Here is a 15,345-nt window from a genome sequence, read left to right as displayed (position 1 = left end):
ATCATCATGACCCCATCGACTATCGAATTGACAACTCAAAAGAACCAGCATATCGTATGGCTGGATGTTGTACGCCTTATCGCCATGTTTACAGTCGTCTGCTGCCCATTGCACCGACCCTTTTAATTTTTATCCGGGCACTGCCCCCAATATCGGAGAAATCAAATTGTGGGGAGCCATTTATGGAGCCGTTCTCCGTCCCTGCGTCCCTCTGTTTGTGATGATAACTGGTGCGTTGCTTCTACCCGTCGGAGGGGATATTTCCGCCTTTTATAAGAAACGCATCTCCCGTGTCTTGTATCCTTTTCTGATATGGTCTGTCATCTACAATCTGTTTCCCTGGCTGACGGGCGTATTGGGGCTGGAGCCTAAAGTGATTCTTGACTTCTTTCCTTATGCCGGAGAGGAAGTGATGCAGCAATCCTTTTGGGTGGCTGTGCGGTATATCCTGACCATTCCTTTCAACTTCTCGGTTTTGGCAGTACATATGTGGTATATCTACCTGCTCATCGGGCTTTATCTTTATCTGCCCATATTCTCGGCGTGGGTGGAAAAGGCCTCGCAACGTGCAAAACTGATGTTTCTGCTGGCCTGGGGCGTGACTTTGTTGCTGCCTTACTATTACCAGTTCGTATCTCCTTATCTGTGGGGCGGTTGCTCATGGAACTCTTTCGGTATGTTGTACGCCTTTGCCGGATTCAACGGATATTTGTTATTGGGACATTATCTGAAAGACCTCGACTGGAATTTGAAGAAAACATTGTCGGTAGGTCTTCCGATGTTTGTAGCCGGCTATGTGGTGACGTTCTTAGGTTTCCGCTACATGATCGCTTTGCCGGATTGCACGGAAGAGATGTTGGAGCTTTTCTTTACTTACTGTTCGCTGAATGTGGTAATGATGACCACTCCCGTGTTTATGCTGGCCAAAAAGGTCAATGTCCGTTCGGAGAGAATACGCAAGGCGCTGGCTAACCTGACAGTGTGCGGATTCGGAATTTATATGATACATTATTTCTTTACCGGTCCGTCTGTGTTATTGATGAGAGCGCTTGATATGCCTATTCCGTTGCAGATACCGACTGCGGCAATCGTGGCTTTTGCTGTTTCCTGGCTGATTGTGAATCTGGTGAACCGGATGGGTCGGTTTGCCCGATACATCATGGGATGATAGGGAAACAAAGGACATTTGACCGATTTGCAGCGCATATATGTCCTGTTTCCAGCATCTATATCTTCTACTTTCACCATCTATATGTCCAACTTGCAGGATATATAGATGGTGTAACAGGTTGAATATGAGGGTGTAATTCTATTCCAGATACTTTGTAATCTTCCCGCTTATCTGTAACAACGAAATCTCACAAAGTTTCGTGTTATACTCCGCAGAGAGAATACGTTCTTCCGCGTCAAGCAGGCTCTTTTGCGCTTCGCGCACTTCAAAGCCGGAGAGGTCTCCCTGGATGTAACGATCCATGGCGATGTCGTGGTTGTCCTTAGCAGTGATAAGGTTCTGCCGTTCCAGGTTCAATAGCTGGAGGTTGTTGCGGTAGGCTTGCCACAGGTTGCTGAGGTCGGAACGGAGTGCCAGTTCAAGGTTCTGCCGTTCCAGGCGGCGGTTCTTGAATGCAAGCGTTGCGTTGCGCTTTTCACGGCGGCGGTTTCCGTCGAATATATTGAATCCGACGGTTACTCCGGCGTTGAAACCTAAGTTTCCTCTTCGGCTTGTGGCGTTCACGTCATATTTATTTAAGGTATACCCGTATCCGGTGTTTAGCCTAAGGTAAGGATAATTGCGCGAGTTGACCTTTTTGTAATCTAACTGTGCCAATGTGGTGTTTTGGTCAGCTTTCAGCAAAGATGCATTTGTCGTTAAGGTGGCATTCCACAACTCCTCAAACATCAGGTCACTGCGTACGTCGATGGTAGAATCTTTGATGATGATGATTTGATTCACGTTGTTGTTTGCCATCAGTTCATTCAGTTGGATGCGCGAAGAGTGCAGCAATTCTTGCTGTTTCATGTATTGGGCGCTGTCGGCGTTGAAATCCACTTTTGCCTGCTGATAATCCAGTCCGGAGAACTTGCCGACAAGGTGGCTCGCTTCGGCTATGCGCAGACGCTCTTTGGAGAGCGACATGGCATAATGGAAGTTTTTCAGACGAATCTTCTGTTGGATAAAGTTATAGTATTCCGAAGTCAGGTCGGCAATGAAATCCTCGATGGCTATGCGGGTGTTCGTTTCGCCTTGCCGCTCCAACTCTTTCAACTGCTTGTAGGTAGTGCTGATGTTGAATCCGTCAAAGATGGTCCAGTTAAGGTTTAGCCCGACGTTGACTGTCTGGTCATACACTCCATTCGTTTTGGTTATTTCTCCGGTGGCGCGGGCTTTGCTTTCAGTATTGTCCAAACTTCCGGTATATCCGGCAGAGAAGTCCAGCGTCGGCAGGTAACCTGCATTTCCCAGTGTCGCGTTGTTCTTGCTGATTTGCTCTTCGTTATGGACGATGCGTAGCGAATAATTGTTCTGCAACCCTTCTTCCAGACAATCTTTTAAGGTGAGCACCTGCTGTGCCTTCGCGGTAGAAACCGATAAGAAGGCACAAGCGGTAACTATATATGTGATGCGTTTCATGCAAAGTTTCATTTGGTTAGTTTTTTTACTCTGTTGGTTGAAATATAACTGTAGATAGCCGGCACGATGTACATGGTGAGCAAGGTGGAGACCACCATGCCACCTACTACTGCCGTACCCATAGCGATGCGCTGGTTGGCTCCCTCACCGGTGGCAAAAGCCAATGGGATAAGTCCTAATACGGTAGAAGCACTCGTCATCAGAATCGGGCGCAGGCGTTGCAGAGCCGAATCCTTGATGGCACTCATCTTGTCTTCGCCGGCCTCCTGTTTCTGATTGGCGAATTCCACAATCAGGATACCGTTTTTGGCTACCAGCCCGATAAGCATGATGATACCGATTTGACTGAAAATATTCATAGTGATACCTCCAAAGTACATAAACACCAATGCTCCGGCAATGGCGAGCGGTACTGTCAGCATGATAACCAACGGGTCTTTGAAGCTCTCGAACTGCGCCGCTAAAATGAGGTAAATCAGGAGAATCGCCAAGACAAAGGCAAACATCAGACTGGAAGAACTTTCGCGATACTCCTTAGAGTCGCCTGCCAAAGCCGTACGGAACGTATCGTCTAAGGTCTCTTTGGCTATTCTGTCCATTTCGTCCAATCCTTGTCCGATGGTCTTTCCGTCTGCCAGCCCAGCAGAGATGGTGGCGGATACGAAACGGTTGTAGCGATACAGTTTGGGAGGGGCGATACCGCTTTCCAGTTCAATCAGGTTGTCCAGTTGAATCATGTCTCCACCGGTGCTGCGGACATAAATTGCTTTCAGGTCGGCAGGTTTGTTTCTCTGCTGGCGGTTGATTTCGCCGAGTATTTCGTACTGCTTTCCGTTCATGTAAAAGTATCCCATGCGCTGACCGCTCAAGCCGTATTGCAAGGTTTGGGCGATGTTCTTGGTGCTTACTCCCATGATGCTCGCCTTGTCGCGGTTGATTTGGATGCGTGCTTCCGGTTTGCTGAACTTCAAGTCGACGTCCGCCATCTGGAATACCGGGCTTTCATATACCTTTGCCATGAATTTGGGCAACACTTCTTCCAGTTTTTCCAAATTGGTGGCTTGGAGCACATACTGTACAGGCATACTTCCGCGGCGTCCGCCGAAAGAAGATTGCTGTTGCACGAAGGAGCGTGCCATTGTTTTCTTCTGTACGGCTTTCGATATTTTCTCTGCCACTGCCATCTGTGTGTAGTTGCGGTCCTTCATATCCTTCAGAGTGATGCGTACGTTTCCGCTTCCACTTGATACACGGGCGGTTACCGCTTCCGCATCCGGTAGGATGGAGTCTACCAGTAGGTTGATGTCTTCGGTGTAATCACGTATGTATTCGTAAGTGATACCCTCGGCCCCTCTCGTATTGATAGTGATTTGCGAACGGTCTTCCAACGGAGCCATTTCCGAAGGAACCGCACTCCACAGAATACCAATCAGGCAAATCGTAAGGAAGGTGAACGGAAGCGCAATCCACCGTTTGCGGAGGAAGGCGGCGAGCGAGCGGCTATACAACCGGTTCATTCCCTCAAAGAACGGTTCTGTCTTGGTGTAGAACCAACCTTGTTTTTCCCGTTTGATAAGAAGTTTGGTTGCCAACATCGGTGTGAAGGTCAGTGCGGCGAACGAAGAAATGATGACCGAACCGGAGATGACGATACTGAACTCCCGGAACAGACGTCCCGTCATACCGTCCATAAAGACGATGGGGAAGAATACGGCAATCAGCGTGATGGTGGTCGAGATGACGGCAAAGAAAATCTCTTTCGCTCCCTCTATACCCGCCTCTTTGGGGCTCATTCCTTTTTCGATGCGGATGTAGATATTCTCTGTCATAACGATGGCGTCGTCTACCACCAGTCCCACGGACAATACGATGGCAAGCATGGAAAGCACATTGATGGAGAACCCTGCCAAATACATGACAAAGAATGCACCGATAAGGGAGACGGGAATCACGATACAGGGCACAAGTGTGACACGCCAGTCGCGCAGGAAGAGGAAGATGATGATGATAACGAGCACGAAGGCTTCGTAGACCGTAGACTTCACTTCGTTGATGGAGGCGCGGATAAACTTCGTATTGTCGAAGCCGTAGTTGTAGTGCACATCCTCCGGCAAGTCTTTCTTCATCTGCTCCATGCGTTGATATACGGCGTCGGCAATCTCAATGTGGTTGGCACCTGGCTGTGGAATGACTACGACACCTACCATCGGCACACCGTTCATCTTCATGTAGCTTTTGATGTCGGCAGGCCCTAACTCGGCACGCCCTATGTCGCTGAAGCGTACGATGCGGTTATTCTCTTCCTTGATAATCAGATCATTGAATTCATCGGCCGTATGCATCAGTCCTAAGGTGCGGATGGTCAGTTCGGTGGTATTTCCTTCGATACTACCCGAAGGAAGTTCCACATTCTCACTGTCCACAGCGTTTTTAACGTCGATAGGGCTGATACCGTAGCCCGCCATTTTTGCCGGGTCGAGCCAAAGACGCATGGAGTAGCGCTTCTCTCCCCAAATGGATACGCTACTTACATCGGAGATGGTTTGTAACTGCTCCTTGACTGTCAAATCTGCAATCTCACTCAGCTCCAACAGTGTACGTTTGTCGCTTTGCAGGGCTACCATCAGGATAGGCATGGCGTCGGCATCGGCTTTCGACACGGTTGGCGGGTCGCAGTCGCGGGGCAGGTAGCGTTGTGCGCGCGAAACTTTGTCGCGCACGTCATTGGCCGCCGTTTCCAAATCGACAGACAGTTCAAACTCTACCGTAATGCGGCTCTGTCCTTGCTGGCTGACACTGGAGAGGGAGCGGATACCCGGAATACCATTGATGTTCTGCTCCAAAGGTTCGGTAATCTGATTTTCGATAACGTCGGCATTAGCTCCCGGATAGGAGCAACTGACGGAAATAATCGGATTATCCACCGATGGATATTCGCGGACACCGAGATAATTGTATCCGATGAATCCGAAGAGTAGGATAATGATGGTCAGTACGGTGGCTAATACCGGTCGGCGTATGCTTAATTCGGATATATTCATAAGGCGTTTGGGTATTAGTCGATGTTGTCAAGTGTCACGGCAAGTCCGGTACGGAGCTGCAATGTTCCCGAGGTGATAATTGTGTCTCCCATGTGCAGTCCTCGTATCACCTGCACTTCGGATGCGGTGCGGAGTCCGGTGATGATGTCCACCGGTTCGGCTTTTCCCGATTTGTAGCGGTAAACTTTGTCCTTACCCATTTCCGGTACGATGGCTTGCGTAGGGATGGCGATGGCATTTTCTATCTCTTCTTTTTTTATCAATACGCTTGCATAGCGTCCGGGAAGCAGGATATGCTTCACGTTTGGATACAGCGCACGGGCGGTAAACTGGTGCAGGTTAGGGTCGATGGCCGATTCGACGGCATACACTTGTGCGCCGAAAGCATCGAGATTGCCTGCCACATTGAAGTTGAGGCTCGTTCCTTTTTTAATCTGTTTGGCGTATCGTTCGGGCACCGAAAACTCTACTTTGAGGGGAGCTATTTTGGTCAGTTTGGCTACAACCGTGGTGGGAGAGGCGTAAGTACCGACACTCACTTGGCGAAGTCCGATAATTCCGTCGAACGGAGCGCGAAGTTCGGTCAGTTCGATATTGGCTTTGATGATTTCTATGTCGGCATTCAGCGTAGCCAAATCCGTTTTCACTTGTTCGTAGGCTTCCTTGCTGACAGCGTCCCGTTTCAAGAGCGCATCTTGGCGGAATACGCGGTCTTCTGCCAGTTTCAGTTGCGAAACGAGGCGTTGTAATTGTGCCTGCAACTGCCGGTCGTTTACTTTGGCAAGCAACTGGCCTTTCTTTACGGCTGTTCCCTCTTCAAAATTGATTGCGACAATCTTTCCGGAAGTTTCGAAAGATAAATCCACTTCTTCATCGGGAAGAAGTACTCCTGTAGTTGTAAATTCGTCAGTTAGGGATTGTGGCTTAATGATTTTGGCGTTCACGTTTAGAATTTGCTTTCCCTTTTTCTTGTTGCCGCTCATTACTTTGTCGGCGGCTGCCAATTCGTTGTTTTTCTTAGGTAGTTGGGAGTAGAGTCCTCCGCCGATGATACCTGCACCAATAAGAATAATGATGCCCCATTTAGTTTTCTTATTCATGATTACATACAATATGATTGTTTGTAGATATGTTTTCTTATTGCAGTTAGATGGTATATTTCCAAAAAGGTTTAATACATGGAGTGTTATTTTCAGAAAATAGAGTATAGTCGGATGATGGGTTGATTCTTTTTGTATCTTTGCCGTGTCACCTTCCGGATAGAGCAGGTTGGTGGGAATTGTTGACTTTATAAAACAAAATGTATGAAAAGATTTGTATTTGTATGTAGTATGCTGTGTATGTCGCTGGCCTCTTTTGCCGGTGTGAAATACACGATTTTGGGGAAAGTTCCCCAGGAAATGAATGGAGAGAAAGTCTACCTTTCCATGATGTCGAAGAATACCCGTGTGCCGCAGGATTCTGCCAGAATTGAAAACGGCGCCTTTGTTTTCAAGGGTGAGACGGAGCGTAACGATATCGCATCGGTTTATCAGAGAAGCGAACATGGTTTTTATGCATTGGTCGCGTTGGAAGAGGCGACTATCACGCTCGACCTTACAGGAAAGGATTTTCCGGTGCAGAGCGGAGGTACGCTGAGCGAGCGGCTCAACGAATACGCTGACACGATGGCTGCTTATAACAGAGAAGCTGCAAGTCTCGGTATTGACAAGATGGCGGACGAGTTTCGCAATCCGCAGACCTCTGATGTGCGGAAAAAGGAGCTTATCGAAGTGTTCAACAGCGTGCGCGATCGTCGGTCGCAAGCCATGAACAGTCTGTTTATAAAAAACAAAGACAATGTGTTGGGAGCCTACCTGTTCCCGTCGGTCAAAGGTTTCTATTCGGAGGATGAAGCGGAACAGTTGATTTTGAGTGCCGGAAAGGATTTTCAGGAATACCCGTCAGTGAAGAGAGTATTGGCTCAGCTCAATGCCGGAAAAGCGCGCCGTTCAGGCAACAAGTTTGTGGACTTTGAAATGGCGGACAAGGAGGGTAATATGCGCAAACTTTCCGAATTTGTGGGCAATGGAAAATATGTATTGATTGATTTCTGGGCTTCGTGGTGCGGTCCGTGCCGAGCGGAAATGCCGCACGTGAAGGCTGCTTATGAGAAATTTCACGATAAAGGATTTGAGATAGTAGGTGTGTCGCTCGATAACAAAAAAGAGGCTTGGCTCAAAGCGATTGAACAGTTAGGAATGCCGTGGCCGCAACTTTCCGATTTGAAAGGCTGGCAGAATGCCGGTGCGCAGAAGTATGGAGTGAACAGCATCCCCTGTACACTGCTGGTAAGTCCGGAAGGAATCATTATCGGCTCCAATTATCGCGGAAACCAGTTGGAACAAAAGTTGGGTGAGTTGCTGAAGTAATCACAATCTTTTTTCTACCGATTACAAACAATAAATGCAAGTCTCGTTTATAAAAACGAAACTTGCATTTATTGTTTAAAACCAATCGGGCGGAACTTTCCATCTAAGAAACCGGAAGTTTGCCATCAAGCGTAACAACGTTATTTCCAACGTTCACGATAGGTTACATCGCGCACTTTGGCAAAACCGGTGTATTTGGCTACTTCCGTCAGTGTGCCGTTGGTGTTGTCGAACTTGTAGAAACGTACGATTCCGTTGTTGGGGTCGGAGTCGTCTTTCTTATACGAACCCACTATCAGATAACGTTCCTGCTCCAGAAATTCGTCGGATGTGTCGGACAGCCTTTCGGCAGGTGTCTGAAATGGATTGAACTTCATCATCGTGATTTCCTCCCCGTCCAACGTCAGAGTGGCGGAAGGTATGAGGCCTTGTCCTTGCAGGTGGTAGCAATATACCTTGTTGCCGGTTTCGTAAAACATATACGGATAGAGCGAATGGAATGCAAAGTGCTTTGCCTTGTCAAAGTCCGTAGCCTCTATTTGCCGGTAATAGGTTTGCTGGTAACTTTTTCCGGCAAGGTTGATGCCGTAGACATAGCGCTTATGTGCTTCGTCTTGCAGTATCGAATAGACGGTGGCCGAGGCGAACTTGGTGCTTTCCATTGCTATCATCTCTTTTTCGGTGGAGAAGGAGAAGAGTGCATTTTCCGGGTCGGAGAATGACGCACAGAGTTCCTCTTTGGCGTCATCCCATTTCAGGAAACGCCGGTTGTCTTTGTCATACAATAGTGCGATGAGTTCCGTTTCCGCATTGTGGGTTTGCATGGTACCGATAAACGGTGCGAGAGTAAATTCCGGCTTCCCGTTCGAGATAAGTGTGTTGATGGGAAATTCAAAACCACCTCCGGCGTTCCAGGTGTTTCGCTTGTAGAGGTTGCCTTTGTCGGTGATGACAAACTGATTGTTGAAGTACACACTGGCAATCACATCCGGTTTTTCGTCCTCCAGTGCCTTGAGGAACAGCGAACAACTGATATCGTTTCTGTCGGAAGTTTCCAGGCTGGCGTTGTCTATTTCGTAGATTCCTTCCTCGCTGCTGATGAAGATGGCATCTCCTCTTACGTCTTTCGGGTAAGCGTCGAAATAGATTTTCTTGGCATTCCGAAGTAGGGGAGCATTCATTCCCAAGAGGTTGCGGGCAACAACGATACGGTCTTTGGATATGACAGATATCAAGTCAAGCCGTACACGGTTTTCCGCTCCTTCGTCGCAAAGTACCATCCAGCCTTCGTAGGTAGTGGATACCACTTTGACATCCACCTTGAAGTTGGTAGTGACACTGGTTCGTTTATCTGTCACGGTGTACCAGCAGACATATTCGCCAGGACCCACGTCAGGTATACATTCTATCTTTTGTTTTCTTTCTTCGTTGATGTCAATATAGCGTGAGCCGTTCGGCAAACGTCCGCTTCGTATGTATAGCAAACAGCCGAATTCGTAGTTCGGATCGCCCTCCCGGATGATTCCTTCTGTGGATGACTTGAGGGTGGGGGCGATGGACAGCACATCGGCTTTCTGGAGCAGCGTCACCTGTTCGGGCAATCCTTCGGCGGTGATTTCCGGCACTTCGCTGTAGTCGTAGTTGCCTTTGTCTTCATAACAGGCGGTTGTAAGAAAGAGCAGCAAGGCAAGATATAGGGTGTTTTTTGTAATCTTTTTCATAATCGTTCAAGTTTAGCGGTTGGACGTTTCATAGTTGGAATAATCTACTTGATAGTTGGGGCCCAGTTGCATATAAGCATCTCCGTCCATCACCGGGGTACCGGCGTCGGCGAGTGCTTGCAACTCTTCTTTCAGTGCCCGTGCGGCATAGCCGAATTGGTAGTAGGGGCATCTTCCACGCAGCCAGTCCTCGTGCGACCATCCCATAATGGTGTTCAGATGTTGCTCCTTGAGGATAGACCAGTCGCCGAAATGATTTTTCGACCAGTCTTTCGGAGTGTCATATTTGTTGTGGAACATAATTTTGAACCGCGTTCCGCAGATGTATTCCCCTTGTGTGTTCCACGACGCGCTGTTTTTATACTGTTCGAGTTCGGTGGTAAATTCGTTGTTGCTTTCCAGATAGAATTCGATTCGCAGGGTTGATTCGGTGAGGTCCGGATGGCGTTTCAGCGCAACGGAAACACTGTTGCTGGCTTTGCCTGCCGGGATGAAGCAGGTGCTTTCGTCGTAGTCGAAATGTACGCCCCGTTTGGCTGTGGACTTTTCTTCGTCTACTTTCAGCACGAACGGGCGGTCGTAGTCGGCAATGTTGCCCATGAGATAAACGTTTACCGAGGCGGCTATTTCCGACGAACTTTCCGGGTAGACGGACAAGGAATATGTGATGGAGTCGGAAAACGAAGTAGGAACCCCCGTTATCGTATATCCGGTGACGTTTTGGATGTAAATACCCGATTTTTCTCCTTGAAAGGTCGTGAAATCTTCTTCGGCGCAGGAGGTGAGCCAACTACCTGCCAATAGTAAAAGGGCGAGTGTATAAATAATATGTTTCATGATTGCTGAGTTTTTTTAACGGTTTTCTTGTTCACTTGCCGGCAATGGTAACTGGTAGGTTGCTGTGATACTGCCATCGGTATTCGCATTGTACAGGTTGTTCAATCCCTGGTTGTTTCTTTTGAGCATGAAGAAAATCTGTCCTTCACCCCAGAATTCGCGCAGGTACTCTTTGGAGTGCTCGGTGAGAAGTTCGAACATCCCCGGAAGCCCTATTCCGCGTGCCTGTTTGATGGGAGTGAGGTAGGTCTGGGCAGCCGTTATTCCTGCCATCAGGTTGCTGGGGTCTTTCATGATGGAAGATTCGGCGGCTATATAATAGGCTTCGCTGATTCTCATTAGCGGCATCAGGAAAGCGTAGAAAGGCGGATTCTCTTCGTTGTAGCTTATTTTGGCGTATTTGCAGAAACTATACAGGTTGCCGTTGGCACGCCATTGCGACAAGAATCGGTAGTCGGCCTGATTGAAAAGCTGCTGGATATACCCTGCCTTCGGTTGCAGAAGGGCTGCTCCGCTAAGGTTGGTTCCGTCGAAGTTGTCGGAATAGATGGATTCGCGGTCGGCATTGTAGAGTCCGAACAGTACTTCGGAAGAGAAAACCCGGTCGGGCGAGATGCTGCCCAACAGTTTGTCGGAGTCAACGAATGGGAAAGTGGTTTTCACATAGTCGTCGCCGATGAGGCGTTCGGCTTCTGTCAGGGCGTTGGTATAGTCTTTTGCCCAAAGATGGACACGGGCTTTCATCAAGATGACGGCGAAGTAGTTGAGACGCAATTGGCGGTAGCGTCGGTAGTTGTTTCCGTTTTCGTTGTTGCTGTTCAGCACTCCTTCGGTCAGTATCGGGTCGGCTTCTTTCAGCAGCTCTTCCGCTAAGTTGAGGTCGGGCATCAGATAGTCGTAGATGAATTGGCGGGACGACAACAGTTCGTAGGCTTGCGCCTTGTCCGAATTGTTGTAAGGAATGGCGGGTTGCTCTGCCGAGCCGTCATTGTAGTTCGGACCGAAAAGGCGCAGCAGATCGAAGTGGATGAAAGCGCGCAGGGCAAGGCAGTCGCCTTTTATCAGTTCCATATCTTTTTGCGTCAGCACTCCGTTCTGCTCCTCCAGTGCGCTCAATATGACGTTGATGTTTAAGATAGTGGAGTAAGCTTCTTTCCAGATGGCGTCAATGCTTGCCTGCAGGTTGGTGCTGCTGTAGTCGTAAGTGCTCCATAAATAATTGAGCGAATTGGAGTTGTTGCTGCCCGGCGTGTACCGTTGTGCGAGGATGTCTATCATGCCGTAGCTCAGGTTCTGCCCGTAAAGCGTATTGGAGCCTATGCGGTTGTACACTCCGTTGACGGCAGAATAGAATCCGTCCACGGTGGAGAATTGTTGCTTCTTTACATATTGGTCTTTGGGTGAATAGTCCAGCCAGTCGGAACAGCCGGTGGTCAGCACCACGGCGACCAATATCCATACATATGTTTTAATACTTGCTTTCATGATAAGTGTAGGTTTATAAAGTGAATGAAAGGGCTAATGACACACTTCGGGCAAACGGATAACTGGTTCCGCGCTCTTCCTTGATGGTAGACAGCCGGAAGATGTTGTTCATATAAGCATTGATGCGCATACCGCTGATGCCGAGTTTGCCAGCAAGTTGCGGGTCGAATTCGTAACCGATTTGGAACGATTCGAGCGACAGGGTGTTTTCTTTCTGCACAAAGCGTGACGACATCGGGGTGTTGGTTGCATCGGCGATGTTCTTGAACTGCGCGATGTCGCCCGGTTTCTGCCAACGGTTGTATAGGGCGCGTTTGTCCTGGTTCTTGGTCAGTCCTGCCATTCCGATGTTTTCTACTTTCGAGTAGACGGCGTTGTTGAAGGTTTCGGCTCCCATGCGGTAACGGAAGGTTGCGCCGACGGTGAATCCCTTGTAGCCGAAGTTCGAGCCGATGGTTCCTTCGGCGTTCGGGCGGGTGTTGCCCACGATTACCTCTTCGTCGTAAGAGAAGTCGTACGTATAGGTGCCGTCTTTCTTGATAAACAGTTCGCGTCCGTTTGCCGGGTCGATACCTGCAGAGCGTACGGTCCAGATGTCATCCGGGTCGGCGCCGTCGTAATAGCGTACGGTAGAGCGGCTTTGGCCGTATTTGTTCAGTTTTTCCAGGGCGTTGCCGATGCCGTCCAGCCTGCTGCTTGCCAAGCGAATCGTTCCGCGTACCGACCAGGTGAGACGTTTGTTGAAATCGCGGAAGATATAATATTGTGCGATGCCGGTGAATCCTTTGGATATCTGCTTTCCGAGGTTCGTGTTGTAGGAAGTGAGACCTGCCGAAGAGGGCAGTCCGATACCGATAAGCAAAGGGTCTGTCGTTTTGTGGTAATAATCTAGGGTCAGCACCAGCCGGTTGTTGAACATGGTCAGGTCGAGACCGAGATTCTTGTCGAGTGTGGTTTGCCATTTCAGGTCGTCGTTGCCCAGTTGGCTCAGTACGGAGCTCAGTCCGAAGTAGTTGTAGGCTGCATATGAGTAGCGGAAAGTGGTGAGCGACATGGACGAACTGTAGTTCATGTTTCCGGGATTACCGACCGAACCGCGAATTTTGAAATAGTTGATAAAGCGCAGGTGGTCGCGGATGAATTTTTCGTTGTGCAGGTTCCATCCCAGTCCCACAGACCATGTGTTGATGTATTTCTTGTTCGAACCAAATACGGATGCACCGTTCACACGGTAGCTGACGTCCATCAGATAGCGGTCTAACAAGGAGTAGCCGCCGGTCATATAGGCACTTACCGAGCGCGACACCGATTCGTAGTAGCTGGGGCGTCCGCCTTCCGTATATCCGTTGGAGAAAGAAGGATACGTAAAGTCGCCCGAAGGGAAGCCCGAAGCAGAATATCCCTGCGTGAGTGATTTCTGTTCGGAGATATTGGCACCGAGAGCTACGTTGAAGCGGTGGGCTTCTTTCAGCACTTTCGCATAGATGGCGGTTGCTTCTCCCTCGTAGCGGGTCTGTTCCATTTCCGAGTGTCCGTAGCTGCCTCGTTTCAGTATGTTCACCGTTTCGTAGCGGGTGTCGTCCGGCGAGATGAAGTTGTCGCCTTTGCTGTTGGTGTGCGTAAGTCCGAAGCGTGCACGCAGTTTCAGGTCGGTGACGGGTGAGTATTCGGCAATCAGGAAGTTGGACAGCATCAGGTCTTTGCCTTCGTTGCGGCTGTTTTGCGAGTCGTTGTAGAGCGGATTGCCGACGGCGCCCTCAATGCGGTTGTTGTCAAGCAGCTTGTTCACCTTTCCCTCCTCGTCGTATTTCTTGAAATAAGGATTGGCGGCGGCATATTCGCCGAATGAGACAATCGGGTTGTCCGTTTTGGTCTGCTGTGCAGTGAATTTGTTGGTGAATTGCAGCCTACCCACGCGATAGGTCAGGTCGATGTTGGCTCCCATTACGTCGCGTTGCGACCTTTTCATGACGCCCTCCACTCCATTGTAGTTGATTCCCAATCCGAAGAGAAAACCTTCTGAACCGCCGTCCACATACAACGAGTGGCGATGATTGATACCCGTGCGCAACGGTTCCGACAGCCAGTAAGTGTCTACTCCGCTTTGGATGTCTGCCAACCGTTTCTGGTAAATATTGTCGTAACTAATCATCTCCTCAATCGAATTGTTGGAGGTGTATTTTCCCATCATCTGCTCAAACCGGAGTTTTTCTTCGGAATTCATCAGGTTGTAGCTGCTCAGGTCGGGGAAGGATACATCCATCGAACCGCTGTAGTTGAGCCTTAACTGTCCGGCTTTGGGCTTCACCGTCTCTACCACTACCACACCGTTGGCTGCTTTGGAGCCGTAGATGGCGGTTGAGGCGGCGTCTTTCAAGATAGTCATGGAGGCAATGCGGTTGATGTCTAAGTTGTAGATGGCGGCGAGCGAAGATTCGAAACCATCTAAGATGAAGAGAGGCTGGTTGGGATCTTCCGACAACTCGTCGCGCATACCCAACATACTCGATTTTCCTCGGATTTCGATGTTGGGCAGACGGTTGGGGTCTGACCCGAACAAGTCGTTGTCAAGCACATTGAACGATGGGTCCAACGTTTTCAAGCTGGCTATCGGGTTCTGCACACCTACGGATTTCAGTTCCTCTCCCGAGAATGTGGCGGACGACCCCGTAAACGTATCTTTCTTTTTCGTCACGATACCCGTTACGACCACCTCTTTCAAGGCACTGTTGTCATCTTCCAGGATAACTTTGATGCTTTTTCCTGCGGTGGCACGTATCTCCTGCGGCTTTTTCCCGATGTAGGAGATGAGCAGGCGCACGCTTTCTTTGGTTCCGGCAAGCGTGAATACTCCGTCGTTGTTGGTAACGGTTCCCGACTGGTTTTGCAGGTTGCGCACCGTAGCTCCGATAAGCGGAAGCCCATCCGTGTCGTACACCACTCCCCGGATGATGTTTCCTTTGTTGGTTTTCGTCGACGTTTCGTTGATTTTCTTGTCTGCGTTTTGGGCTATCAGTTGAACGGATAGCGCGCAGAACGAGAACAAAAGGAACAGTGCCCTGCTTGTTCTCCGTAGTGTCGGATTGATTTTCATAGTATTGCTTTTTACATATTGTAATGACTCTAAATGCAAAAGTAGCATTTTGTATTTAAAATACAATAGAGTTCTATAAAAAAAGCAAAAGAAACTTTATTAGGAAAGCGTTTGTGAGAGAGAA

General features: G+C 49.0%; 8 protein-coding genes and 1 pseudogene. 2 read left to right on the top strand and 7 right to left on the bottom strand.

The window, feature by feature from the left end; all coding sequences use genetic code 11:
* Window positions 1-6: 6 nt before the first annotated feature.
* Window positions 7-1,168, top strand: a pseudogene (locus QZ331_RS03570) (acyltransferase).
* Window positions 1,169-1,309: 141 nt separating this feature from the next.
* Here QZ331_RS03570 and QZ331_RS03565 read toward each other — a convergent pair.
* Genes QZ331_RS03565 through QZ331_RS03555 form a run of 3 tightly spaced genes read right to left on the bottom strand, consistent with a single transcriptional unit; the run spans window position 1,310 to window position 6,773 of the window.
* Window positions 1,310-2,632 carry a TolC family protein gene (locus tag QZ331_RS03565; protein ID WP_294628129.1) on the bottom strand — a complete coding sequence of 441 codons (1,323 nt, stop codon included), beginning with the start codon at window positions 2,630-2,632 and terminating at the stop codon, window positions 1,310-1,312.
* Window positions 2,633-2,640: 8 nt separating this feature from the next.
* Window positions 2,641-5,673 (bottom strand): efflux RND transporter permease subunit, encoded by a 3,033-nt coding sequence (locus QZ331_RS03560; RefSeq protein WP_294628127.1) that lies wholly within the window; start codon window positions 5,671-5,673, stop codon window positions 2,641-2,643.
* A 14-nt stretch (window positions 5,674-5,687) separates the two neighbouring features.
* On the bottom strand, window positions 5,688-6,773 hold the full coding sequence (locus QZ331_RS03555; protein WP_294628125.1) for an efflux RND transporter periplasmic adaptor subunit: 1,086 nt from the start codon (window positions 6,771-6,773) through the stop codon (window positions 5,688-5,690).
* A gap of 204 nt (window positions 6,774-6,977) precedes the next feature.
* Between QZ331_RS03555 and QZ331_RS03550 the strand changes: the two genes are divergently transcribed.
* Complete coding sequence (locus QZ331_RS03550; RefSeq protein ID WP_294628123.1) at window positions 6,978-8,084, top strand: TlpA disulfide reductase family protein; 1,107 nt, start codon at window positions 6,978-6,980, stop codon at window positions 8,082-8,084.
* A gap of 140 nt (window positions 8,085-8,224) precedes the next feature.
* On the opposite strand, the gene QZ331_RS03545 is transcribed toward QZ331_RS03550, so the two are convergent.
* From QZ331_RS03545 to QZ331_RS03530, 4 genes are read right to left on the bottom strand one after another with little or no spacing between them, the layout of a single operon-like run.
* Window positions 8,225-9,805 (bottom strand): PKD-like family lipoprotein, encoded by a 1,581-nt coding sequence (locus QZ331_RS03545; protein ID WP_294628121.1) that lies wholly within the window; start codon window positions 9,803-9,805, stop codon window positions 8,225-8,227.
* Window positions 9,806-9,817: 12 nt separating this feature from the next.
* Window positions 9,818-10,642 (bottom strand): DUF4843 domain-containing protein, encoded by an 825-nt coding sequence (locus QZ331_RS03540; protein ID WP_279095979.1) that lies wholly within the window; start codon window positions 10,640-10,642, stop codon window positions 9,818-9,820.
* Window positions 10,643-10,657: 15 nt separating this feature from the next.
* Window positions 10,658-12,127, bottom strand: a complete 1,470-nt coding sequence (locus QZ331_RS03535; protein ID WP_294628117.1) for a RagB/SusD family nutrient uptake outer membrane protein — start codon at window positions 12,125-12,127, stop codon at window positions 10,658-10,660.
* A 13-nt stretch (window positions 12,128-12,140) separates the two neighbouring features.
* Window positions 12,141-15,221 (bottom strand): SusC/RagA family TonB-linked outer membrane protein, encoded by a 3,081-nt coding sequence (locus QZ331_RS03530; RefSeq protein WP_294628115.1) that lies wholly within the window; start codon window positions 15,219-15,221, stop codon window positions 12,141-12,143.
* Window positions 15,222-15,345 lie beyond the last annotated feature (124 nt).

This window comes from uncultured Bacteroides sp., assembly GCF_910586915.1.
Lineage (GTDB): Bacteria > Bacteroidota > Bacteroidia > Bacteroidales > Bacteroidaceae > Bacteroides.
The sequence above is the reverse complement of the archived record's forward strand: the minus strand, read 5'-3'. Positions and strand labels throughout refer to the sequence as shown.

What these genes read in the sequence shown, in the direction of transcription:
- QZ331_RS03540 (WP_279095979.1), bottom strand. Translation starts at nt 10,642, where the DNA reads ATGAAACATATTATTTATACACTCGCCCTTTTACTATTGGCAGGTAGT.
- QZ331_RS03550 (WP_294628123.1), top strand. Translation starts at nt 6,978, where the DNA reads ATGAAAAGATTTGTATTTGTATGTAGTATGCTGTGTATGTCGCTGGCC.
- QZ331_RS03560 (WP_294628127.1), bottom strand. Translation starts at nt 5,673, where the DNA reads ATGAATATATCCGAATTAAGCATACGCCGACCGGTATTAGCCACCGTA.
- QZ331_RS03530 (WP_294628115.1), bottom strand. Translation starts at nt 15,221, where the DNA reads ATGAAAATCAATCCGACACTACGGAGAACAAGCAGGGCACTGTTCCTT.
- QZ331_RS03545 (WP_294628121.1), bottom strand. Translation starts at nt 9,805, where the DNA reads ATGAAAAAGATTACAAAAAACACCCTATATCTTGCCTTGCTGCTCTTT.
- QZ331_RS03565 (WP_294628129.1), bottom strand. Translation starts at nt 2,632, where the DNA reads ATGAAACGCATCACATATATAGTTACCGCTTGTGCCTTCTTATCGGTT.
- QZ331_RS03535 (WP_294628117.1), bottom strand. Translation starts at nt 12,127, where the DNA reads ATGAAAGCAAGTATTAAAACATATGTATGGATATTGGTCGCCGTGGTG.
- QZ331_RS03555 (WP_294628125.1), bottom strand. Translation starts at nt 6,773, where the DNA reads ATGAATAAGAAAACTAAATGGGGCATCATTATTCTTATTGGTGCAGGT.